Annotated in this window: 20 protein-coding genes and 1 pseudogene; 12 read left to right on the forward strand and 9 right to left on the reverse strand. The window is 62.8% G+C overall.

Annotated features, from left to right (window positions below; genetic code table 11):
- Positions 1 to 194: 194 nt before the first annotated feature.
- Both ACIP1G_RS30500 and dprA read right to left on the reverse strand, forming a co-directional pair.
- A complete protein-coding gene (locus ACIP1G_RS30500) occupies positions 195 to 752 on the reverse strand; it encodes an L-threonylcarbamoyladenylate synthase (RefSeq protein ID WP_011953122.1) in 558 nt (185 codons plus the stop codon).
- A gap of 42 nt (positions 753 to 794) precedes the next feature.
- A complete protein-coding gene (dprA, locus tag ACIP1G_RS30505; protein ID WP_400743977.1) occupies positions 795 to 1,892 on the reverse strand; it encodes a DNA-processing protein DprA in 1,098 nt (365 codons plus the stop codon).
- A 206-nt stretch (positions 1,893 to 2,098) separates the two neighbouring features.
- Here dprA and def point away from each other — a divergent pair, with 206 nt between their 5' ends.
- The 5 genes from def to ACIP1G_RS30530 are packed head-to-tail and all read left to right on the forward strand — an operon-like array spanning position 2,099 to position 6,628.
- Positions 2,099 to 2,605 carry a peptide deformylase gene (gene def, locus ACIP1G_RS30510; RefSeq protein ID WP_400743980.1) on the forward strand — a complete coding sequence of 169 codons (507 nt, stop codon included), beginning with the start codon at positions 2,099 to 2,101 and terminating at the stop codon, positions 2,603 to 2,605.
- A gap of 60 nt (positions 2,606 to 2,665) precedes the next feature.
- Positions 2,666 to 3,598: a methionyl-tRNA formyltransferase gene (gene fmt, locus ACIP1G_RS30515; RefSeq protein WP_400743981.1), complete on the forward strand. Its 933-nt coding sequence runs from the start codon at positions 2,666 to 2,668 to the stop codon at positions 3,596 to 3,598.
- Positions 3,595 to 4,905, forward strand: a complete 1,311-nt coding sequence (gene rsmB, locus ACIP1G_RS30520; protein WP_400743984.1) for a 16S rRNA (cytosine(967)-C(5))-methyltransferase RsmB — start codon at positions 3,595 to 3,597, stop codon at positions 4,903 to 4,905. The genes fmt and rsmB overlap by 4 nt, the downstream gene beginning before the upstream one ends.
- 23 nt (positions 4,906 to 4,928) lie before the next feature.
- Entirely contained in the window at positions 4,929 to 6,302 is a 1,374-nt protein-coding gene (gene trkA / locus ACIP1G_RS30525) for a Trk system potassium transporter TrkA (RefSeq protein WP_284356960.1), read from the forward strand.
- 11 nt (positions 6,303 to 6,313) lie between these two features.
- Positions 6,314 to 6,628: a tetratricopeptide repeat protein gene (locus ACIP1G_RS30530; RefSeq protein WP_400743987.1), complete on the forward strand. Its 315-nt coding sequence runs from the start codon at positions 6,314 to 6,316 to the stop codon at positions 6,626 to 6,628.
- A 97-nt stretch (positions 6,629 to 6,725) separates the two neighbouring features.
- On the opposite strand, the gene ACIP1G_RS30535 is transcribed toward ACIP1G_RS30530, so the two are convergent.
- Positions 6,726 to 7,613 (reverse strand): lysophospholipid acyltransferase, encoded by an 888-nt coding sequence (locus ACIP1G_RS30535; RefSeq protein WP_201200344.1) that lies wholly within the window; start codon positions 7,611 to 7,613, stop codon positions 6,726 to 6,728.
- 41 nt (positions 7,614 to 7,654) lie between these two features.
- Positions 7,655 to 8,206, reverse strand: a complete 552-nt coding sequence (locus tag ACIP1G_RS30540) for a DNA-3-methyladenine glycosylase I (protein ID WP_400743990.1) — start codon at positions 8,204 to 8,206, stop codon at positions 7,655 to 7,657.
- 83 nt (positions 8,207 to 8,289) lie between these two features.
- Here ACIP1G_RS30540 and glyQ point away from each other — a divergent pair, with 83 nt between their 5' ends.
- From glyQ to ACIP1G_RS30560, 4 genes are read left to right on the forward strand one after another with little or no spacing between them, the layout of a single operon-like run.
- On the forward strand, positions 8,290 to 9,237 hold the full coding sequence (gene glyQ / locus ACIP1G_RS30545) for a glycine--tRNA ligase subunit alpha (protein WP_012312032.1): 948 nt from the start codon (positions 8,290 to 8,292) through the stop codon (positions 9,235 to 9,237).
- On the forward strand, positions 9,234 to 11,285 hold the full coding sequence (gene glyS / locus ACIP1G_RS30550; protein WP_400743993.1) for a glycine--tRNA ligase subunit beta: 2,052 nt from the start codon (positions 9,234 to 9,236) through the stop codon (positions 11,283 to 11,285). Before glyQ ends, glyS begins: the two co-directional genes overlap by 4 nt.
- Before the next feature lie 3 nt (positions 11,286 to 11,288).
- Positions 11,289 to 11,816, forward strand: coding sequence for a D-glycero-beta-D-manno-heptose 1,7-bisphosphate 7-phosphatase (gmhB, locus tag ACIP1G_RS30555; RefSeq protein WP_400743996.1), 528 nt, complete (start codon positions 11,289 to 11,291; stop codon positions 11,814 to 11,816).
- A gap of 46 nt (positions 11,817 to 11,862) precedes the next feature.
- Complete coding sequence (locus ACIP1G_RS30560) at positions 11,863 to 12,648, forward strand: lysophospholipid acyltransferase family protein (protein ID WP_400743999.1); 786 nt, start codon at positions 11,863 to 11,865, stop codon at positions 12,646 to 12,648.
- 324 nt (positions 12,649 to 12,972) lie between these two features.
- Here the strand turns inward: ACIP1G_RS30560 and ACIP1G_RS30565 are convergent, their stop codons facing one another.
- Together ACIP1G_RS30565 and ACIP1G_RS30570 are read right to left on the reverse strand one after the other, a co-directional pair.
- Positions 12,973 to 14,592, reverse strand: a complete 1,620-nt coding sequence (locus ACIP1G_RS30565) for an MFS transporter (RefSeq protein ID WP_400744001.1) — start codon at positions 14,590 to 14,592, stop codon at positions 12,973 to 12,975.
- A gap of 97 nt (positions 14,593 to 14,689) precedes the next feature.
- Positions 14,690 to 16,336 (reverse strand): GMC family oxidoreductase, encoded by a 1,647-nt coding sequence (locus ACIP1G_RS30570; protein WP_400744003.1) that lies wholly within the window; start codon positions 16,334 to 16,336, stop codon positions 14,690 to 14,692.
- Positions 16,337 to 16,557: 221 nt separating this feature from the next.
- On the opposite strand from ACIP1G_RS30570, the pseudogene ACIP1G_RS30575 reads away from it, so the two are divergent.
- Positions 16,558 to 17,444 (forward strand): annotated as a pseudogene (locus tag ACIP1G_RS30575) (LysR family transcriptional regulator).
- On the opposite strand, the gene ACIP1G_RS30580 reads toward ACIP1G_RS30575, so the two are convergent.
- The 3 genes from ACIP1G_RS30580 to ACIP1G_RS30590 are packed head-to-tail and all read right to left on the reverse strand — an operon-like array spanning position 17,433 to position 20,440.
- Complete coding sequence (locus tag ACIP1G_RS30580; protein ID WP_400744005.1) at positions 17,433 to 18,251, reverse strand: sulfite exporter TauE/SafE family protein; 819 nt, start codon at positions 18,249 to 18,251, stop codon at positions 17,433 to 17,435. The pseudogene ACIP1G_RS30575 and the gene ACIP1G_RS30580 sit on opposite strands and share 12 nt — an antisense overlap.
- Complete coding sequence (locus ACIP1G_RS30585; RefSeq protein WP_400744006.1) at positions 18,248 to 19,516, reverse strand: FAD/NAD(P)-binding oxidoreductase; 1,269 nt, start codon at positions 19,514 to 19,516, stop codon at positions 18,248 to 18,250. The genes ACIP1G_RS30580 and ACIP1G_RS30585 overlap by 4 nt, the downstream gene beginning before the upstream one ends.
- Before the next feature lie 39 nt (positions 19,517 to 19,555).
- The gene (locus ACIP1G_RS30590; RefSeq protein WP_400744008.1) at positions 19,556 to 20,440 is read right to left on the reverse strand and encodes an MBL fold metallo-hydrolase; all 885 of its coding nucleotides are present in this window, start codon (positions 20,438 to 20,440) and stop codon (positions 19,556 to 19,558) included.
- 222 nt (positions 20,441 to 20,662) lie between these two features.
- Here ACIP1G_RS30590 and ACIP1G_RS30595 point away from each other — a divergent pair, with 222 nt between their 5' ends.
- Positions 20,663 to 21,955 (forward strand): sigma-54 interaction domain-containing protein, encoded by a 1,293-nt coding sequence (locus tag ACIP1G_RS30595; RefSeq protein WP_400744009.1) that lies wholly within the window; start codon positions 20,663 to 20,665, stop codon positions 21,953 to 21,955.
- Between the two features lie 327 nt (positions 21,956 to 22,282).
- Entirely contained in the window at positions 22,283 to 22,690 is a 408-nt protein-coding gene (locus tag ACIP1G_RS30600) for an RcnB family protein (protein WP_400744010.1), read from the forward strand.
- Positions 22,691 to 22,834: the final 144 nt, after the last annotated feature.

A 22,834-nucleotide genomic window follows, 5' to 3' on the forward strand; every position in this document is an offset into this window, starting at 1 on the left:
AGGGACATGAACCGAGCTCGTAAAAACAGAGCTCGTTTCTATTGTGGCTTGGCGAGCAAGTCAATTTCTTAACTGACTGGCATTAGGGCTTGCCCCGCGAAGCGCCGCGCGGGCGGCGCTCGATCTCATAGGCGCTAAAAATCCCAAGGCAGGCACCTTTAAGCCCCCATGACCAGGCAGCCTGAGAATACCTTTCAGCCCGGCCGCACAACCTCACCAGTAGCCAAATTACGAATCACACTCGGATTCTTCCGCCCCCCCAGCGCCCCACCCAACACCAAATCCAGCTGCCCATGGAAGTACTGCTCCACCCGCAACCGGGTCTTCGCCGCCGGGCGCCCGCCTGGGTTACACGAGGTGGAAATCAACGGCCCCACCAACGCACACAGCTCACGCACCACCGGGTGGTCGCTGACCCGCAGCGCCACGGTGTCATGCTGCCCGGTCACCCACTCGGGCAACAGGTCCTGGTGCGGCACCAGCCAGGTGTTCGGCCCCGGCCAGGTGCTGCCCATGCGGTCGATCCAGTCCTCGGGGAAATCCTCGAACAAAAAGTCGAACTGGCGGATGTTGTCGGCGATCAGGATCAGCCCTTTATCCACAGGCCGCGACTTCAGCGCCAGCAGGCGATACACCGCGTCCTCGTTCCATGGGTCGCAGCCCAGGCCCCAGACCGCTTCCGTCGGGTAGGCGATCACTGCACCCGCCCGGATCTCACGTGCGGCTTGTTGCACACGAAAACTGCTCACCATTGCTGTTACTCCGCCTATATACCTTGCATATGCGCAGTGTACTTAGCCCGCGCGGGCAAACCAACGCCCGGCGTCACTGCTGACCCGGCCTTCCAGCTCAAGCTCGGTAAGTTGTGCCAGCACTACGGCCAGCGGCTGCTCGCTGCAGTGGGCCAGGCTTTCGCTGGTTTGTGGTGCGGCATGTAGCAAGGCAAGCAAGGGATGGTCGAATTTGTCGGCAACCGCAGGTGGCAGGTTCTGCCAGCCCTGCAGGGTTTCCATGATCTGCTCCACGGTTTCCACCAGTAGCGCGCCGTCACGAATCAGCTGGTGGCAGCCCTTGGACCCAGGGTGGTGGATAGAGCCCGGTATGGCATACACCTCACGGCCTTGCTCGGCCGCCAAACGCGCCGTGATTAGCGAACCGCTGGCCAGGCTGGCTTCAACCACCAGCACGCCCAACGACAAGCCACTGATGATCCGATTGCGCCGCGGGAAGTTACCCGGCAGCGGCCCGGCATCCAGCGGGTACTCCGAAACCAGCGCGCTGCCACTGTCGATCATCGCCTGGGCCAGCTCTCGGTGGCGCTGTGGATAAAGTTTTTGCAACCCTGTACCCAACACACCAATCGTGCCCCCTCCCGCCTGCAACGCGGCCCGATGAGCGGCACCGTCGATGCCTACGGCCAGCCCGCTGGTGATGACGAAACCCGCCTGCGCAAGGTAGCGGGAAAACGCCCCGGCAGTATCCAGGGCCGGGGGTGTAGCACGTCTGCTGCCCACAATTGCCAGCTGAGGACGGGCAAGCAGTGCCGGGTCGCCAGCCACGAAAAGCAGCGGTGGGGCATCGTCGATTTCTGCCAGCAGCGCGGGGTAATCCGGGTCGTCCCACATCAGTAAATGCTGGCCGGGGCCCTCTAGCCAGGCCATTGCGGCCAAGGCGCCATCGCGTACCTCAGCGCTGCGCCGGGCATTGATGGTGGCCTGGGAAATGCCAAGCGCACGCCAGGCAGAACCCGGCGCGCTAAGTGCTGAAGAGGCGCTGCCAAAGGCATCGAGCAAGTTGTGAAAGCGTCGCAATCCTGTCTCGGGAAGGCGGTGCAGCCGCAGCCTCGCCTCCAGTTCGGCAGGCGAGCAAGGCGACGAATGGTGCATGGACATAGCGATCATCCTTGATCAAAACGGGGCCATCAACGTGGCACAAACTGTGGATAACTTTGTGGGTAACACTTTGAAAAGCTGTCCATTGATTGGGGGCTATCAAGCCCATAGACACCCTAGACGAGCTTGCCAGGTGCCGAAATCCCCGTTTCCCTTTATTATGTGTGCTCAGTTTTCAACCGAACGCACAGTGACTGCCTGACCTTATGGCCATCTTGAACATTCTCGAATTCCCGGACCCGCGCCTGCGCACCATCGCCAAGCCGGTGACGGTGTTCGACGACGCCCTGCGTCAGCTGATCGACGACATGTTTGAAACCATGTACGAAGCCCCTGGCATCGGCCTGGCCGCCACCCAGGTCAACGTGCACAAGCAGGTTGTGGTCATGGACCTCAGCGAAGACCGTAGCGAGCCGCGGGTCTTCATCAACCCCACGGTCGAAGAGCTGACCCACGACATGGGCCAGTACCAGGAAGGCTGCCTGTCGGTACCGGGCTTCTACGAGAACGTCGACCGTCCGCTGCGTGTCCGCGTCAAGGCCCAGGACCGCGACGGCAAGCCGTACGAGCTGGAATGCGAGGGCCTGCTGGCCGTGTGCGTACAGCACGAATTCGATCACCTCAACGGCAAGCTGTTCGTCGACTACCTGTCGCAGCTCAAGCGCGACCGGATCAAGAAGAAGCTGGAAAAGCAGCACCGCCAGCAAGCCTGATCCCCACCTTCCAGAAGGCTTGCTCCGGCAAGCCTTTTTCTTTTTTGAAGCGAGAACTCCATGCGCATCGTCTTTGCAGGCACCCCAGAGTTTGCCGCCGAACACCTCAAGGCCCTGCTCGACAGCCCGTACGAGATCGTGGCCGTCTACACCCAACCCGATCGCCCTGCCGGCCGTGGTCAAAAGCTGATGCCGAGTGCGGTCAAGGCACTGGCGGTGGCCAATGACATCCCGGTGTTCCAGCCGCAAACCCTGCGAAACGCCGAGGCACAGGCCGAGCTCGCTGCGCTGAAGCCGGACCTGATGGTGGTGGTCGCCTATGGCCTGATCCTGCCGCAAGTCGTGCTGGATATCCCGCGTCTGGGCTGCATCAACAGCCACGCCTCGCTGCTGCCGCGCTGGCGCGGTGCGGCGCCAATCCAGCGCGCCGTGGAAGCCGGCGACGCCGAGAGCGGCGTGACCGTGATGCGCATGGAAGCTGGCCTGGACACTGGCCCGATGCTGCTCAAAGTGATCACCCCGATCAGCGCTGACGACACCGGCGGCAGCCTGCACGACCGCCTGGCCGAGATGGGCCCGCCCGCGGTAGTGCAGGCCATCGCCGGCCTGGCCGACGGTTCGCTGCAAGGCGAGGTACAGGACGATGCCCTGGCCACTTATGCACACAAGCTGAACAAGGACGAAGCGCGCATCGACTGGAGCCGCCCGGCCGTCGAGCTGGAGCGCCTGATCCGTGCCTTCAATCCATGGCCGGTGTGCCACAGCACCCTGGATGGCGAAAGCGTGAAGGTGCTGGCCGCCAACTTGTCCACAGGCAAGGGCGCCCCAGGCGAGATCCTCTCTGCAAGGAAGGACGGCCTGGTGGTTGCCTGCGGTGACCAGGCACTGAGCCTGACCCGCCTGCAGCTACCCGGTGGCAAGGCGCTGAACTTCAGCGACCTGTTCAACAGCCGCCGCGAGAAGTTCGCCGCCGGCAAGGTGCTGGGCCAATGAACCCACGCCTCGCCGCCGCCCGTGCCCTTGCCGCTGTACTCAGTGGCAAGGCCTCGCTGAACAGTTCCCTGCCAGCCCAGCTGGACAAGGTCGATGAACGCGACCGTGGCCTGACCCAGGACCTGGCGTTCGGCACCGCCCGCTGGCAACCACGCCTCGACCTGCTGGCCGCACAGCTGCTGCAAAAGCCGTTCAAGGCTGCCGATGCCGATGTGCAGGCACTGCTGCTGGTCGGCCTGTACCAGCTGTTCTACACCCGCATTCCGGCCCACGCCGCCATCGGCGAAACCGTCGGCTGTGCGGACAAGCTGAAAAAGCCGTGGGCCAAGGGCCTGCTCAATGCCGTGCTGCGCCGCGCCCAGCGCGAAGGCGAAGAGCTGCTGGCCGGCATGGAGCGCGACCCGGTGGTGCGCACCGCCCACCCGCGCTGGCTGCAAAAGTCTTTGAAGGCCTTCTGGCCGGAACAGTGGGAAGCCATCTGTGCCGCCAACAATGCCCACCCGCCGATGATTTTGCGGGTCAACCGCCGCCACCACAGCCGCGATGCCTACCTGGCACTGCTGACCGAAGCAGGCGTTGGCGCCAGCGCCTGCCAGTACAGCCGTGACGGCATCGTGCTGGCCGAAGCCTGCGACGTGCGCGGCCTGCCGGGCTTTGCCGAAGGCTGGGTGAGCGTGCAGGACGAAGCCGCGCAACTGTCCGCCGACCTGCTGGAGCTGGCCCCCGGCCAGCGCGTACTCGACGCCTGCTGTGCGCCGGGCGGCAAAACCTGCCACTTGCTTGAAGCCGAACCGGGCTTGGCCCACATGACGGCCATCGATCTCGAAGCCAAGCGCCTGACCCGTGTGCGCGAAAACCTCGACCGCCTGCAGCTGGACGCCGAGCTGATCGCCTGCGATGCCCGCGACACCGCCAACTGGTGGGACGGCAAGCCGTTCCAGCGCATCCTGCTCGATGCGCCGTGCTCGGCCACTGGCGTGATCCGCCGCCACCCGGACATCAAGCTGACCCGCCAGGCCGACGACATCCCGGCCCTGGCCACGCTGCAAGGCGAGCTGCTCGATGCTCTGTGGCCGACCCTGGAAGTGGGCGGCATGCTGCTGTACGCCACCTGCTCCAGCCTGCCGACCGAGAACACCGAAGTGATCGATGCCTTCCTCGCCCGCACCCCGGGCGCCCGTGAGCTGGACCTGGCCACCGAAGCCGGCCTGCGCCAGCCCCATGGTCGCCAGTTGCTGGCCCAGGAAGGCGGCCACGACGGCTTCTACTATGCCAAGCTGATCAAGATCGCCGCTTCGCGCGGATAAGAACAAAGGGTAGGGAGTAGCGGATGAAGATCATCATCCTCGGCGCAGGGCAGGTAGGCGGTACGCTGGCGGAGCACCTGGCGAGCGAAGCCAACGACATCACCGTGGTCGACACCGACGGCGAACGCCTGCGCGACCTCGGTGACCGCCTGGACATCCGCACCGTGCAGGGCCGCGGCTCGCTGCCCACGGTGCTGCGCCAGGCCGGCGCCGACGACGCCGACATGCTGGTGGCGGTGACCAACAGCGACGAGACCAACATGGTAGCCTGCCAGGTGGCCTATTCGCTGTTCCACACCCCGACCAAAATTGCCCGGGTGCGCGAGTCGGCCTACCTGACCCGCGAAGAGCTGTTCGACAACGACCATATCCCGGTGGACGTGCTGATCAGCCCCGAGCAGGTGGTGACCAACTACATCAAGCGGCTGATCGAACACCCAGGCTCGCTGCAGGTGATCGACTTTGCCGAAGGCAAGGCCCAGCTGGTAGCGGTAAAGGCCTACTACGGCGGCCCGCTGGTCGGCCAGCAACTGCGCCAGATCCGCGCGCACATGCCCAACGTCGACACCCGCGTGGCGGCCATCTTCCGCCGCGACCGGCCGATCACCCCACGTGGCGACACGGTGATCGAAGCCGATGACGAAGTATTCTTCATTGCCGCGAAGAAGGACATTCGCGCCGTGATGGGCGAACTGCGCCGCATCGACGAGACCAATAAACGCATTGTCATCGCCGGTGGCGGGCAGATCGGCGAACGCCTGGCCGAAGCCATCGAAAGCCGCTACCAGGTGAAGATCATCGAGATGAGTCCGGCCCGCTGCCGGCACCTCTCCGATACCCTCGAAAGCACCGTGGTGCTGCAGGGCAGCGCCTCGGACAAGGACCTGATGCTCGAAGAGAACATCGCCGACGCCGATATTTTCCTGGCGCTGACCAACGACGACGAAGCCAACATCATGTCGTCGTTGCTGGCCAAGCGCCTGGGCGCGGGCAAGGTGATGACCATCATCAACAACCCGGCCTACGTCGACCTGGTGCAGGGTGGCGATATCGACATTGCCATCAGCCCGCAGCTGGCCACCATCGGCACCCTGCTGGCGCACGTGCGCCGAGGCGATATTGTCAGTGTGCATTCGCTGCGCCGTGGTGCAGCTGAAGCGATCGAGGCGGTGGCACATGGCGATTCGAAGTCGAGCAAGGTGGTCGGCAAGGCCATCGAAGACATCGCCCTGCCACCGGGCACCACCATTGGCGCGATCATCCGTGACGAAGAGGTGATGATTGCCCACGACGACACCATGATCGAATCGGGTGACCATGTGATCCTGTTCGTTGTGGATAAAAAGCATATTCGCGATGTGGAGAAGCTGTTCCACGTCGGCTTGAGTTTCTTCTAGGAGAAGAGGGCATGCGCGAGTCGCTGGAAAAGATGCTGGCCAAGGGTGTGGATAACCCGTTGCTGCGGTTCGGGCTGGGCAAGGCCTGGCTGGATGAGGGGAATGGTGCTGAAGCGGCGGTGCACCTGGCGCGCTGCGTGGAGCAGGACCCGAAGTATTCGGCGGCTTGGAAGCTGCTGGGCAAGGCGTATCAGTTGCAGGGTGACCTGGAGGCGGCGCGCAAGGCCTGGGAGGACGGGATCGTGGCGGCCCAGGCCCATGGTGACAAGCAGGCCGAGAAAGAGATGACCGTGTTTCTGAAGAAGCTCAACAAGGCCTTGGGCTGACCCGGTCCATGTAGGAGCGGGTTCACCCGCGAATGCGATGCTGGATCAACCGACGCATTCGCGGGTAAACCCGCTCCTACAAGGCATGGTGAAAGGCTTAATACCAGCGCGGCTCGCCGGCCGGGCGCTTCTTGAAGCGCTTCATGCTCCACATGTACTGGCTCGGGTACTCGCGCACATAACGCTCGACCACCTTGCTCATCGCCGCCGCCGACACGTTCACGTCGGTGCTGTACATCTCTTCCGGCGCAGCTTCCAGGAACACCTTGAAGCCCGAGCCATCCGGCAGCCGCAGTGCATGCAGGAACACCCCCACCGCCTTGCCACCCGCCAGCATGTTCGGCACGAACTTGCTGGTCAGCGCCTGGGTGCCGAGGAACGGCACGAACACACCTGCCGACTCGGCCGGCTCCGGGTCGGCCGGAATACCTACCTGGCCACCCCGGCGCACTTCCTTGATCACGCTCAGGATGCCTTCCTTGGTCGAAGGCGCCACGCGGTTGCCCATCTGCACGCGCTGCTCGCGCAGCAGGTCATCCACCGCCTTGAGCTTCGGCGGGCGGTAGAAGATGATCGGTTTGCACTGGTTGCAGTAGAAGTGGTTCAGCACTTCCCAGTTGCCCAGGTGGCTGGTGATGCCGACCACGCCCTTGCCCGAGGCCAAGGCCTGCTCCAGCACTTCCAGGCCGTGCACTTCCTTGACCAGCTCCAGCGAACGCTGCGGCGGCCAGATCCAGGCACAGGCGCTTTCGACGAAGGATTTGCCGATATCCCGCAGGGCCTGACCTACCAGTTGCTCACGGGCAACCGGGTCCATTTCGGGGAAACATTTGGCCAGGTTGATCCGCACCACGTTGCGCGAACCGTTGGGAATCTTCCACATCAGCCAGCCGATACCGGCGCCGACACGCTGCACAGCGCCCCAGGGCAGCTTGGCAAACAGACGCAGCACCCCGACCATCAGGGCGCCCTTGAACTTTTCCACAGGCGAATTCCTTATTTCAGCAAGGCGCGCATTGTAACCCCTCAGCGCAACAAGGCGGCGTAGCGATCGCAATCGGTGGTGTGGTCCATGACCATGCCGGTGGCCTGCATGAAGGCGTAGCAGATGGTCGGGCCGACAAAGGTGAAGCCGGCTTTCTGCAGGGCCTTGCTCATGGCCTTGGCTTCATCGGTCACCGCCGGCACGTCGCTGCGGCCGGTGAAGTGGTTGACCTTCGGCGCACCACCAACGAACGACCATAGCCACTCGGCGGGGTTATCCACAGCCAGCCAGGCCTGCGCGTTGCGCCGGGCAGCCTTGAGCTTGAGGCGGTTGCGGATGATGCCGGCATCCTGCATCAGTTCTTCGATGCGTTCGTCGCTTATGGCCGCCAGTTTCACCGGGTCGAAGCCGTGCATTACCTCGCGATAACGCTCGCGTTTGCGCAAAACGGTGATCCACGAAAGCCCCGCCTGGAACCCTTCGAGCAAAAGCATCTCGAACAGCAACGCCGGGTCACGCTGCGGCGTTCCCCATTCCTGGTCATGGTAGGCCTGGTACAACGGATCGTCGGTACACCAAAAGCAGCGTGGCATAAGGCTCCAATGAGTAGAGGGCGAGGCGAATCAGGTTATACTCCCGCTCTTTACATCCGCATCCCCAGATACAGGTGAATTTCGTGAGCCAGCCTACGCCAGCCGTGCGTACCTTCCAAGACCTGATCCTCGCCCTGCAAAACTACTGGGCAGCTCAAGGTTGTGTGGTGCTTCAGCCCTACGATATGGAAGTAGGCGCCGGCACTTTCCACACCGCTACATTCCTGCGCGCCGTGGGTCCAGAGACCTGGAACGCCGCCTACGTGCAGCCTAGCCGTCGCCCTGCCGACGGGCGGTATGGCGAAAACCCCAACCGCCTGCAGCACTACTACCAGTTCCAGGTAGTGCTCAAGCCGAACCCGGCCAACTTCCAGGAGCTGTACCTCGGCTCGCTGAAAGCCATCGGCCTGGACCCGCTGGTCCACGACATTCGCTTTGTCGAAGACAACTGGGAATCGCCGACCCTCGGCGCCTGGGGCCTGGGCTGGGAAATCTGGCTGAACGGCATGGAAGTCACCCAGTTCACATACTTCCAGCAGGTAGGCGGTATCGAGTGCTACCCGGTCACCGGTGAAATCACTTACGGCCTGGAGCGCCTGGCCATGTACATCCAGGGCGTCGACTCGGTGTACGACCTGGTGTGGGCCGACGGCCCATTCGGCAAGGTCACCTACGGTGACGTGTTCCACCAGAACGAGGTGGAGCAGTCGACCTACAACTTCGAACACGCCAATGTCGAGAAGCTGTTCGAACTGTTCGACTTCTACGAAAGCGAAGCCAACCGCCTGATCAAGCTGGACCTGCCGCTGCCGACCTACGAAATGGTCCTGAAGGCCTCGCACACCTTCAACCTGCTGGATGCCCGCCGCGCCATCTCGGTAACCGAGCGCCAGCGTTACATCCTGCGCGTACGTACCCTGGCCCGGGACGTGGCACAAAGCTATCTGCAAGCCCGCGCACGCCTGGGCTTCCCGATGGCCACCCCTGAACTGCGTGACGAAGTGTTGGCTAAGCTGGAGGCTGCACAATGAGTGCTCAAGATTTCCTGGTAGAACTGGGCACCGAAGAGCTGCCACCCAAAGCCCTCGCCAGCCTCGGCGACGCCTTCCTGGCCGGCATCGAGAAAGGCCTGCAGGCCGCTGGCCTGAACTACACCGGCAAGCAGGTATACGCCGCGCCGCGTCGCCTGGCCGTGCTGATCCGCCAGCTGGACGTGCAGCAGCCTGACCGCAGCATCAACATCGACGGGCCACCCCTGCAGGCTGCTTTCAAAGACGGCGAGCCGACCCAGGCAGCGCTGGGCTTCGCCAAGAAGTGCGGTGTAGAGCTGGCCGAAATCGACCAGAGCGGCCCCAAGCTGCGTTTCTCCCAACACATTCCGGGCAAGGCCACCGCCGGCCTGCTGCCGACCATCGTCGAAGATTCGCTGAACGACCTGCCGATCCCCAAGCGCATGCGCTGGGCGGCCAGCCGTGAAGAGTTCGTGCGCCCCACCCAGTGGCTGGTGATGCTGCTGGGCGACCAGGTGGTCGACTGCACCATCCTGTCGCAGAAAGCCGGCCGTGAATCCCGTGGCCACCGCTTCCACCACCCGGAAAACGTGCTCATCACTACCCCGGCCAACTATGTCGAAGACCTGCGCAAAGCCTACGTGCTGGCCGACTTCCCCGAGCGCCGCGAGCTGATCAGCAAGCGTACCGCCGAGCTGGCCATGCAGCAGGAAGGCACGGCTATCGTGCCGCCGGCGCTGCTGGACGAAGTGACCGCGCTGGTCGAGTGGCCGGTGCCACTGGTGTGCTCGTTCGAGGAGCGTTTCCTCGAAGTGCCGCAGGAAGCCCTGATCACCACCATGCAGGACAACCAGAAGTACTTCTGCCTGCTGGACAGCGAAGGCAAGCTGCTGCCGCGCTTCATCACCGTGGCCAACGTCGAAAGCCGTGACCCGAAGCAGATCGTGCAAGGCAACGAGAAGGTCGTGCGCCCACGCCTGACCGACGCCGAGTTCTTCTTCAAGCAGGACAAGAAGCAGCCGCTGGAAACCTTCAACGAGCGCCTGAAGAACGTGGTGTTCCAGGCTCAGCTGGGCACTGTGTACGACAAGGCCGAACGCGTTTCCAAACTGGCCGCCTTCATCGCCCCGCTGATCGGCGGCGACGCCCAGCGCGCTGGCCGTGCCGGCCTGCTGTCGAAGTGCGACCTGGCCACCGAGATGGTCGGCGAGTTCCCTGAAATGCAGGGTGTTGCCGGTTACTACTACGCGCTCAACGACGGTGAGCCGGAAGACGTCGCCCTGGCCCTGAACGAGCAGTACATGCCGCGCGGTGCTGGCGCCGAGCTGCCGCAGACCCTCACCGGTGCTGCCGTGGCCATCGCCGACAAGCTCGACACCCTGGTCGGCATCTTCGGCATCGGTATGCTGCCTACCGGCAGCAAAGACCCGTACGCCTTGCGCCGTGCCGCCCTGGGCGTGCTGCGGATCCTGATCGAGAAGCAGCTGGACCTGAACCTGACCGGTGCGGTCGAGTTCGCGGTCAAGCAGTTCGGTGCCAAGGTCAAGGCTGCCGGGTTGTCCGAGCAGGTTCTGGAGTTCATCTTCGACCGCCTGCGTGCGCGCTACGAAGACGAAGGCATCGACGTGGCCACCTACCTGTCGGTACGTGCGCTGCAGCCGGGCTCCGCCCTGGACTTCGACCAGCGCGTACAGGCCGTGCAGGCCTTCCGCAAGCTGCCGGAAGCCGAGGCCCTGGCTGCGGTGAACAAGCGCGTGTCGAACCTGCTAAGCAAGGCCGAAGGCGCCATCGCCGAGCACGTCGAACCGAAGTATTTCGACAACGCCAACGAGTTCTCCCTGTACTCGGCCATCCAGCAGGCCGACCAGGCCGTGCAACCGATGGCAGCTGCACGCCAGTACAGCGAATCGCTGGCCCGCCTGGCGGCCCTGCGTGATCCGGTCGACGCCTTCTTCGAGGCGGTGATGGTCAACGCCGAAGACGCCAAGGTACGTGCCAACCGTTATGCCCTGCTCAGCCGCCTGCGCGGCCTGTTCCTGGGCGTGGCCGACATTTCGCTGCTGGGGTAAGCCTTGAAACTGCTGATTCTCGACCGTGACGGGGTGATCAACTACGACTCCGACGCCTACATCAAGACGCTGGACGAGTGGATTCCGATCCCTGGCTCGGTCGAAGCGATCGCGCAGTTGAGCAAAGCCGGTTGGACGGTGGCCGTGGCCACCAACCAGTCCGGCATTGCCCGTGGCTACTACCCGCTGGCAACCCTCGAGGCCATGCACGTGCGCCTGCGCGAGCTGGTGGCCGAGCAGGGCGGCGAGGTGGGCCACATCGTGTATTGCCCGCATGGGCCGGACGAAGGCTGCGATTGCCGCAAGCCCAAGCCTGGCATGCTGCGGGCGATTGCCGAGCATTACCAGGTCGACCTTGAAGGCACCTGGTTCGTCGGCGACAGCAAAGGTGACCTGGAGGCCGCCCTGGCCGTCGGTGCACAACCCGTGTTGGTGAAAACCGGCAAGGGCGAGCGGACCCTGGAAAAAGGCGTCCCGGAAACTACACTGATTTTCGACGATCTGGCAGCTATCGCCAGAGAACTAATTTAAACAGTGCGCCTACGGGCGCACTTTTCTCAGGCGGGCATGCCCCGCAATGGTACAAGCCACTATGTCGATCCTGCAGGCGATCAGAATCTTTCTTTTTTACCTGCTGCTGGGCACCAGTTCACTGCTGTGGTGCTCGCTGAGCTTCTTCGTCGCGCCGTTTTTGTCGTTCCCCAAGCGCTACAAGTTCATCAACGTGTACTGGTGCCGCTGCGCGCTGTTCCTGGTGCGCACCATCCTGGGTATCGACTACAAGATCACTGGCGCCGAGAACGTGCCGGCTGAGCCTTGCGTGATTCTGTCCAACCACCAGAGCACCTGGGAAACCTTTTTCCTGTCCCAGTACTTCTCGCCGTTGAGCCAGGTGCTCAAGCGCGAGCTGCTGTACGTGCCGTTCTTCGGTTGGGCCATGGCCATGCTGCGGCCGATCGCGATCAACCGCGACAACCCCAAGGAAGCGCTGCGCCAGGTGGCGAGCAAGGGTGATGAGCTGCTCAAGCAGAAGACTTGGGTGCTGATCTTCCCGGAAGGCACCCGCGTGCCGTTCGGCACCATCGGCAAGTTCTCCCGCGGCGGTACAGCGCTGGCTGTGAATGCCGGGCTGCCGGTACTGCCGATTGCCCACAACGCTGGCAAGTTCTGGCCGAAGAATGGTTGGGGCAAGCGCGCCGGCACCATCGAGGTGGTGATTGGTGAGCCGATGTACGCCAACGGCACCGGGCCACGTGCCATCGCCGAACTCAACGACCGCGCTCAGGCGTGGAACGAAGCGACCCAGCGGGCCATGGGTTCGCTGCCGCCAGCACAGGAAAAACCCCAGGAACAGATGGCCTGAGCATCTGTGGATAACTTGTGAGCAGTTTTTCGATGAAATGCTTGAAGTGATCGCTAAGTGATTGAATTAGCTGTTTATTTCTTTGTATGACATTTTTCTGAAAAGCGTGCATAAGTTTTTTCGGGGCATAAAAAAGCCGGCTTTTACAGCCGGTTTTTTTATGGCTCCATGCAAGCACGGATCGCTTTGTGTAGGAGCGGCCTTGTGTCGCGATCGGGCCGCACAGCGGCCCCGGCAATTTGTGCATCAAGGCAGAAATCCTGGGGCCGCTGTGCGGCCCGATCGCGACGCCAGGCCGCTCCTACAGGGGTCCGCGCCAGCCTTTTAGATCTTGTCGATATCCACATCCTTGGTTTCTTTCAGGCAGAAGATCCCCACCACCAGGCTAACCCCGGTCACCAGCACCGGGTACCACAGCCCGTAGAAGATATCCCCGGTGTACACAACCAGCGCGAACGACACCGTCGGCAGGAAGCCACCAAACCAGCCGTTGCCAATGTGGTAAGGCAACGACATCGAGGTATAGCGAATGCGGGTCGGGAACAGTTCGACCATCACTGCCGCCAGCGGGCCATAGGTCATGGTCGCGATCAGGATCATCGCCACGATCAGTACCACCACCATCACCTGGTTGACCTGCGCCGGGTCGGCCTTGGCCGGGTAGCCGGCCTGTTCCACTGCCGTACGCATGGCCGCTTCGTCGAAGCCGTTGATGGTCTTGTTGCCAATGTTGACCACCACATCACTGCCCGCCACGTTCACCGAGCTGTATGGCAGGCCCTGCTTGACCAGGAACGTCTTGACCTTGTCGCACGGGCTGTCGAAACGTGCCTTGCCGACCGGGTCGAACTGGAAGGTGCAGCTTTGCGGATCGGCGGTAACCACGATTGGCGCCTGGCGGCTGGCGGCATCGATTTGTGGGTTGGCGTAGTGGCTCAGCGCCTTGAACAGCGGGAAGTACAGCACCGTTGCCAGCAGCAGGCCGAGCATCAGGATCGGCTTGCGGCCGATACGGTCCGACAACCAGCCGAAAAACACGAAGAACGGCGCACCGATCACCACACTGATGATCAGCAGGGTGTTGGCCTGGGCCGGGTCCATCTTAAGCATCTGGGTCATGAAGAACAGCACGTAGAACTGCGCCGTGTAGAAGGTCACGGCTTGCCCGGCGTTGATACTGAACAGGGCAGTCAGCACCACTTTCAGGTTTGGCCAGGAGGTAAACGACTCGCGGATCGGCGACTTGCTGACCTTGCCCTGGGCCTTCATTTTCACGAAAGCCGGCGACTCGTGCATGCTCATACGGATCCAGGTGGAGATGGCCAGCAGCACGATCGACAGCAGGAACGGCAAGCGCCAGCCCCAGGTTTCGAATTGGTCACCACTGATGTAGCGGCTACCCAGCACCACCAGTAGCGACAGCAACAGGCCGAGGGTGGCGGTGGACTGGATGAAACCGGTGTGGAAGCCACGCTTGCCATGCGGCGCATGCTCGGCCACATAAGTAGCCGCACCGCCGTATTCACCGCCCAGCGCCAGCCCCTGCAGCATGCGCAGGATCACCAGGATGATCGGTGCGGCGATGCCGATGCTGGCATAGGTGGGTAACAGCCCCACGGCGAAGGTGGACAGGCCCATCAGCACGATGGTGACCAGGAAGGTGTATTTGCGCCCGATCATGTCGCCCAAGCGGCCGAACACCAGCGCGCCGAAAGGCCGCACCAGGAAGCCGGCGGCAAAGGCCATGAGGGCGAAGATGAAGGCGGTGGTGTCGTTCACACCCGCAAAGAACTGCTTGCTGATGACCGCTGCCAGCGCGCCATAGAGAAAAAAGTCATACCACTCGAAAACCGTCCCGAGGGATGACGCGAAAATGATCTTGCGTTCTTCACGACGGCTGGAGCTGCTGGCCGCCGCACCCTGCTCTTGGATGTAATCCGACATCGTTGCTGTCCTCGGCCCGTAGGCCACAGTGATTATTCTTGTTGTTCCACTGTCGGCAGCTTTCGACCGCAAGCTGCCGCTACTGCACGCACCCGGGTCAGGGGGTCGGTAACGCGTCTTCGTTCAAGTAGGTCTGGGTAGCAGCTCCTTTGAGGATAAGTTGCGCCGCCTTCTCGGCGATCATCAGGGTGGGGGAACAGGTATTGCCGGAGGTGATCTGCGGCATGATCGAGGCATCGGCCACGCGCAGGCCTGGGATGCCATGCACGCGCAGCTGGTTATCCACAACGTCCAGGGCGCCATTGCCCATCCGGCAGGTGCCGACCGGGTGGAAGATGGTGGTGCCGATCTTGCCGGCAGCTTCGAACAGCTCTTGCTCGGTTTGCAGGGACGCGCCCGGCAGGTATTCCTTGGGCTCGAACGCGGCCAGGGCAGGGGCCTGGACGATGCGCCGGGTGAGGCGGATGGCATCGGCGGCGACGCGCAGGTCCTTAGGGTCGCTGAGGTAGTTGGGGTCGATCAGCGGTGTGCTGTTCATGTCGCTGCCGCGAATATCGATTCGCCCGCGGCTGGCTGGGCGCAGGTTGCACACGGAGGCAGTGAAGGCCGGGAACTGATGCAACGGCTCACCGAAGCGCTCCAGTGACAGAGGCTGCACGTGGTACTGCAGGTTGGCGGTGGGCTGTTCCGGGCTTGAACGCATGAACGCGCCCAGCTGGCTCGGTGCCATGGCCAGCGGGCCACTGCGATCGTAGAGGTAGCGCAGGCCCATGCCCATCTTGCCCCATAGGCTGTTGGCCATCTGGTTCAAGGTACGGGTGTTGCGAATCTGATAGATCAGCCGCAGTTGCAGGTGGTCCTGCAAGTTGCCACCGACGCCGGGCATATCGTGGCGAACGCCAATGCCCAAGCTTTCCAGTAGCTGGCGCGGGCCGATACCGGAGCGCTGCAGGATGCCGGGCGAACCGACGGCACCAGCACAGAGAACGATCTCGCGGCGCGCCGCAAACTCATGCCAGGCGCCTTGCCAGAACGCCTTCACCGCCCGTGCGCGGGTGTTGTTGAGCAGTACCTGGTCAACCTGCACGCCAGTCAACACGGTGAGGTTGGCGCGGTCCTTGATAGGCCGCAGGAAAGCTTTTGAAGCGTTCCAGCGCACACCGCTGCGCTGGTTGACCTGAAAATATCCACAGCCTTGGTTGTCGCCAGCGTTGAAGTCATCGACCTTACCGATGCCGCTTTGCTCGGCGGCATCGCGGAAGGCATCGAGGATCGGCCAACTGTAGCGCTGGCGCTCGACCCGCCATTCGCCATCACCACCATGGTGCTCGCTGGCACCGGCAAAGTGGTTTTCACTGGCCTTGAACAGTGGCAGCACGTCTTTCCAGGCCCAGCCTTCGTTGCCTTGTTCGGCCCAATGGTCGTAGTCGGCGGCCTGGCCGCGCATGTAGATCATGCCGTTGATCGAGGAACAGCCACCGAGCACCTTGCCCCGTGGATAACCCAGCGCGCGGCCACCCAGGCCGGGCTGAGCCTCGGTCTTGAAGCACCAGTCGGTGCGTGGGTTGCCGATGCAGTAGAGGTAACCGACTGGGATGTGGATCCAGGGATAGTTGTCGCGGCCGCCCGCTTCCAGCAGCAGCACGCGGCAGGCAGGGTCGGCGGACAAACGATTGGCCAGCAGGCACCCGGCGGGACCGGCCCCTACGACCACGTAATCGAAGACAGAATCGGCTGATGGCATGTGCAACCTCGGGCCTGATTATTATTCTTGTCCCGATCCATCTTAGTGAGTAATTTCGTGGGGGAAACACGAGATTTCGCGCAGCCGTTGTGCGTTTTAGCACAGTGGTAAGCCTGTGCTGGCCCCTTCGCGGGCACGCCCGCTCCCACAGGGTTTCGCTGTACCTGTGGGAGCGGGCGTGCCCGCGAAGAGGCCGGAACGAACTGCCAAAAAGGATCAGCATGTTCGACTGGAACGATCTGCGGTTTTTCCTTGAGTTGCAGCGCAGCGGCCGCCTGCTTACCGCGGCCAAGCGCCTCAACACCACCCACAGCACCGTGGCCCGGCACATCGAGAGCATCGAGCAGAGCCTGGGCACCGCGCTGTTCGTGCAGCATGCCCAGGGCTACGAACTGACCCCCTCGGGCCAGGCCCTGCTCAAGCATGCCGAAGCCATGGAGAACGTCGCCCTGCTGGCGCAGGAAGAAATCACCCAGGCCATCACGCCGCTGGGCAAGATTCGCCTGGGGTGACCGAAGGCATCGGCATCATGTTCTTCACCCCGCGCATGAACGCGCTGTTCGAGCGCTACCCCGGCCTGGAGGTGGAACTGGTGGCGGTGCCACGCTTTGTCAGTATCCTCAACCGCGAGGCGGAGATCAGCATCCACCTGGAACGGCCCAACGCCGACCTGCTGATCACCCGCAAGCTCACCGACTATCGCCTGGCCTTGTACGCCAGCCAGGATTACCTGGACCGGGCGCCACCATTGCGCAACCGCGAAGACCTTGCCCGGCACAGCTGGATCGGCTACGTCGACGACTTGTTGTTCAGCCAGGAACTGCTGTTTCTCAACAGCTTCTGCCGGGCACCCAATGTGGTGTTCCGCAGCACCAGCGTGATCGCCCAGCAGGCCGCCGCCCGCGCCGGCCTGGGCATCGCCGTGCTGCCCAACTACATGGCCCGCCACGACCCGACGCTGGTGCGTGTGCTGCCTGGCGAAACCATCCAGCGCAGCTACTGGATCTGCACCCGCCGCGAACTGCACAAGTCAGTGCGCCTGCGGGTGGTGTGGGACTACCTGCTGGCGCTGTGCGCGGCGGAGCAGAGCGAACTGCTAGCCCAGTAGCGCTTTACCGGCCAGCAGCACAGCAGCAGCCCAACCTGCAACGGCAAACATCTGCTGCAAGCGCGGCCCGGCCAGCTTGGCCGCCAATGGCCGCGCCAGCAGCAAGCCGAGTACCGCACCGATAGCGAACGGAGCGCCGACCTGCCAGTGCATGACTCCCGCCAGGCTGGCGCTGACCACACTGCCGGTGGATACCAGGGCGATCACCGCCAGCGAGGTGGAGACGATGCTGGCCATGCGCAGGTTGGTGTAGCGGTTCAGGGCCGGAATGATGACGAACCCTCCGCCCACGCCGAGCAGGCCCGACAGCAACCCGGACAACGCTCCGGTAAATGCCAGGGCACGCGCGCAGGGCAGGGTCCAGCGCAAGCGGCCCTGCAACGGGTTCAGCACACACGGCTCGATAAACCGGTGGGCATCATTGGCTTTGCCGCGCAGTTCTTTAGCCGCCTTGCGCCAGATGCGCAGGCAGGCGTAGACCAGCACCCCGGCGAACACCAACTGCAAGGGTGTGTTCGGCAGGCGGTGCGCCAGCATCAACCCGAAGGGTGCCGCCGCCACACCGTTCAGCGCGATAAACAATGCAGCGCGGTAGCGCACCAGGCCTTGGCGCAGCCCCAGCACGGCGCCAACCGCCGCCGCCATACCTACGGCCAGCAAGCCGACCGGTGCTGCCTCGACCATCGACAGCCCAAGGCCGAACACCAGCAAGGGCACCGCAAGAATGCCGCCACCGGCTCCGGTCAGCGCCAGTACGGCGCCGATAATTGCGCCCAGGCCCGCCCCCAGTAATTGATGTTCGATCACTGCCCACCCTCAGTCACCAGCTGCGGACGTGCCAGCCACTCGCGACCCTTGAGCATGCCTTGCCAGTACAACGGTGGCAGGGCTTGCGCCTTGAGCAGCCAGGCCAGGCGCGTGGGCTTGCGGCCATCCAGTATCCAGTTGGGAAAGCTCGGTGCCAGCTTGCCGCCATAAGTGAACTCGGCCAGTACGATCTTGCCGCGCTCGACAGTAAGTGGGCACGAGCCATAGCCATCGTACTGGGCCAGGGTAGGCAACCTGCCCAGTGCCACGAGCACGTTGTTGGCCACCACCGGCGCCTGCTTGCGAGCAGCCGCAGCGGTCTTGGCATTGCTGGTATTGGCTACGTCACCCAAGGCATGCACGTTGGTGTATTTGCGATGGCGCAGGGTATGCGGGTCGACATCGACCCAGCCGGCGCTGTCGGCCAATGGGCTTTCGCGAATGAAGTCCGGCGCTACTTGTGGGGGTACCACATGAAGCATATCGAAGGCCTTGATGTGGGTGTCGCTGCTGCCATCGGGCAAGGTTCGCACGAAGGTCGCGCGCTTGTTCGGGCCGTCTACAGCTACCAGGCGGTGAGAGAAATTGAGGTCCACGGCGTACTTGTCGATGTACTTCATCAGCGCGGGGACGTAGTCCGCCACACCGAACAACACAGCGCCAGCATTGAAAAAGCTGGCCTTCACCGCCCCCATATGGCCTTGCCGCAGCCAGTGGTCGCAAGACAGGTACAGCGCCTTTTGCGGTGCGCCAGCGCACTTGATTGGCATGGGCGGTTGGCTGAACACGGCGCGGCCTTGCTTGAGTTTCTGTACCAGCTCCCAGGTGTAAGGGGCCAGGTCGTAGCGATAGTTGGAGGTGACGCCATTGCGGCCCAGCGTTTCGCTGAGCCCAGCGATGGCTGCCCAGTCCAGCTTGAGCCCGGGGCAGACGACCAGTTGTTCATAACTGATGGCGCGGCCGTCTTCGAGGAGGACCAACTGGCCCAGCGGGTCGAAACCCTGCACCCGTGCCTTGTGCCAGCGCACACCGCGCGGGATGGTCGAAGCCATGGTGCGGGCTGTGCTCGGTGCCTTGAACACACCGGCACCGACCATGGTCCAGCCGGGCTGGTAGTAATGCACTTCGGCGGGGTCGATCAAGGTCACGTCCAGCGACGGGTCACGGCTGATCAGGCTGGAGGCGGTGGCGATACCAGCGGCACCGGCACCGACGATGACCACTTTGTGGTGGTCGCTATTGGCAGGGGACAACAAGGCAGGCATGGCGGTAAATCCTGGAAATCTGGTTATGGGGCAGGGCGCTTACAGCTTGTTCAGCGGGATCTTCAGGTAACTGACGCCGTTTTCCTCAGGCGCGGGCAGTTGGCCGCTGCGCATGTTCACCTGCACCGAAGGCAGGATCAGCACGGGCATGTCGAGGGTCTTGTCGCGGGCTTCGCGCATGGTAACGAAGCTGTCCTCATCGATACCCTGGTGGATGTGGATGTTGCTGGCGCGCTGCTCGGCCACGGTGGTGACGTACTGCATCTCCCGCCCACCAGGCAGGTAGTCGTGGCACATGAACAGCCGGGTCTGGTCGGGGAAGGCCAGCAGGCGGCGGATCGAACGGTACAAGGTGCGGGCGTCAGCGCCAGGGAAGTCACAGCGGGCGGTGCCGTAGTCGGGCATGAACAGGGTGTCGCCAACGAACACTGCGATCTCGCCGGCGTCCTCGATCATGTAGCTCATGCAAGCGGGCGTATGCCCCGGGGTGTGAAGTGCACGGGCATGCAAGTTGCCAATGCGGAAACCTTCCTCGTCCTCCAACAGCACGTCGAACTGGCTGCCGTCGCGGGCAAAGCCAGGCTCGGCATTGAACAGAGCTCCGAACACTTTCTGCACCTGGGTGATGTGCGCGCCGATAGCGGTATGGCCGCCGAGCTTTTCCTTCAGGTAGGCCGCGGCCGAAAGGTGGTCGGCGTGCACATGGGTTTCCAGTACCCAGCGCACACTGGCATTCAGCTCGGCCACGCGCTCGATCAGGCGATCTGCCGAAGCACTGCAGGTACGCCCGGATTTGGGGTCGTAATCCAGTACGCTGTCGATCAATGCGCATTGTCGGGTTTCACGGTCCATGACCAGGTAGCTGATGGTCGAGGTCGCCTTGTCGAAAAAGGCGTCCACGTGAAGGTTGTTGCCGATGATCATCGCGTTCTCCAATTTATCCACCGCGCCTTGTACAGGCGTAGGCAGTGACAGGAGGTTTATCAAGATGCATGCCAGGCTTTTTCCTGCGCATGGCCCAATGAAACCGGCCCGTTGCTGACAGCCGTCGGCGACATTGGCAGCATGGCTGGCAGTCGACTGTCAGCCAATGGCAGTGTTTGGCAGTCCTTGTTACCCTGCGCCGGTCATCCAAACGGTGCCGTCATGCCTGAAGCCCATCCCCTCATCCTAGCTCTGGTTTCTTACCTTGAGCACGATGCCCTGCCGACCATCGTGCTGGACACCGACTACAACATCCTGGCTGCCAACGCGGCCTATCGCCGCCAGTTCGGCCAGCATGACCAGGCGCCGCTGGGCGAGAAGTGCCATAAGGTCTCGCACCACTACGCCGTACCGTGCGACCAGGCTGGCGAGCATTGCCCGATGCGCAAGGCATGGCACAGCAAGGTACCGGAGCGGGTGTTGCACATTCATCACACGCCACGTGGTCCCGAGCATGTGGATGTCGAGCTGCGGCCGATCTTGGACGAACAGGGCAGGGTGGTGGCCTTTGTCGAACGACTGACCACCATCACCCTCGCTTCGGCGCAGCCCCAGGAGCAGGGCCTGGTTGGCCGAGCGCCAGCCTTCAAGGCTGCGCTGGCCTGCCTGCAACGCGCTGCGCCAGCACAGATCCCGGTGTTGCTGCAGGGTGAGTCGGGCACTGGCAAGGAACTGTTCGCCCGCGCACTGCACATGGGTAGCCCCAGGGCCTCCGGGCCGCTGGTGGTGGTCGACTGCACCGGCCTGACCGAGTCGCTGTTCGAGAGCGAGTTGTTCGGTTACGAGAAGGGCGCGTTCACCGGTGCCAACCAACGCAAGATCGGCCTCGCTGAAGCAGCCCATGGCGGCACGCTGTTCCTCGATGAAATTGGCGAAGTGCCGCTGGCGATGCAGGTAAAGCTGCTGCGTTTGATCGAGTCCGGCAGTTTCCGTCCGGTGGGCAGCCTGCGTACGGTGCATTCCGATTTTCGCCTGGTGTCGGCAACGCACAAACCGCTGAGGCAGATGGTTACCGATGGCAGCTTCCGTGAAGACTTGTACTACCGCATCAGCGGTTTTCCGATTCGTCTGCCAGCGTTGCGCGAGCGGGTAGAGGACCTGCCGCTACTTGCGCAAAGCCTGCTACAGCGCATGGCTGGCAAGCCGACGCCCAGCTTGAGCGACGATGCCTTGCAACGGCTTGGGTTGCATCCGTTCCCGGGCAACATTCGCGAGCTGCGCAACATTCTGGAGCGGGCGCGCTTGTTTGCCGATGACGGGGTGATTCGGCCGGAACATTTGCCGGAAGACATTGGGCCATCTTCGGTGGTGAAGTCAGGCGGCCGGCGTAATGATTTGGGGGAGTTGGCGCAGGCTCTTGAACAGTTCAAGGGTTCGCGTAGCGAACTGGCCAGCCACCTTGGCATGAGTGAGCGTACGTTGTATCGCCGCTTGAAGGCGCTTGGTCTGAATTAACGCGTTGTCCGTGCCGGCCCTATCGCCGGCAAAACCCCACAGGTACAGCGCAGATCCCGAATAGAGCGCAACACCTGTGGGAGCGGGTTTACCCGCGAAGAATTTGACGCGGTGCATGGCACCGGCTTCGCCGGTGTTCGCGGCGGTTCGACGCATCGATGAACCCGCTCCCACATGGATGGCGAAAGCCTGGAGACTCTCGTATACCTTTACCGGACCTTTACCTCTGTCCTTACATTAAACGGCAAAAACCATGGTCTGATTGGTTAACCGTACCCGGTACCTGAAAGTTCCAGCCGGGCGTTAACATGCAGAGGACCGCATTAAATGAAGAAAACCCTAACCGTGATCTGCGCCGCGCTGATGCTCAGCGCACCTCTGGCCAGCTTCGCGCAGCCGGGCCCACCTGACCGGCATGATGGCGGCCCATCGCACCAGGGCAACCCGCCGCATGGTCAGCCACAGCAACAAGGCCGACATGACAATGGCCGCGGGCCGGCGTACCGAGACCCGAACTTCCGCCCGCAACAAGGCATGCCGGTACCCCATCAGCAGTGGCAGCGTGGGCATGCGGTTGACCCGCATTACCGTGGCGACCGTTACTGGGTGACCGATTGGAAAGCGCGCCACCTGTATGCGCCGCCGCATGATCACCGCTGGTTGTATGTGAATGGGGACTATGTGCTGGTGAATATTGCCAGCGGTGTCATCGTCAACATCCTCAGCGGCTACTGATTTCTACAGGCACAAAAAAAGCCCGCATCAGCGGGCTTTTTTGTGCCTGGTGTCCCGTCCTGAATAAGGTTTACACCTCCCATCCCGAATTTCCGGAGAGTCAGATGGAGCAAGGTGTAAAACGCACACAGCGTGATTACTCAC

The sequence above is a fragment of the Pseudomonas sp. NPDC089392 genome, from assembly GCF_044749595.1.
GTDB lineage: Bacteria > Pseudomonadota > Gammaproteobacteria > Pseudomonadales > Pseudomonadaceae > Aquipseudomonas.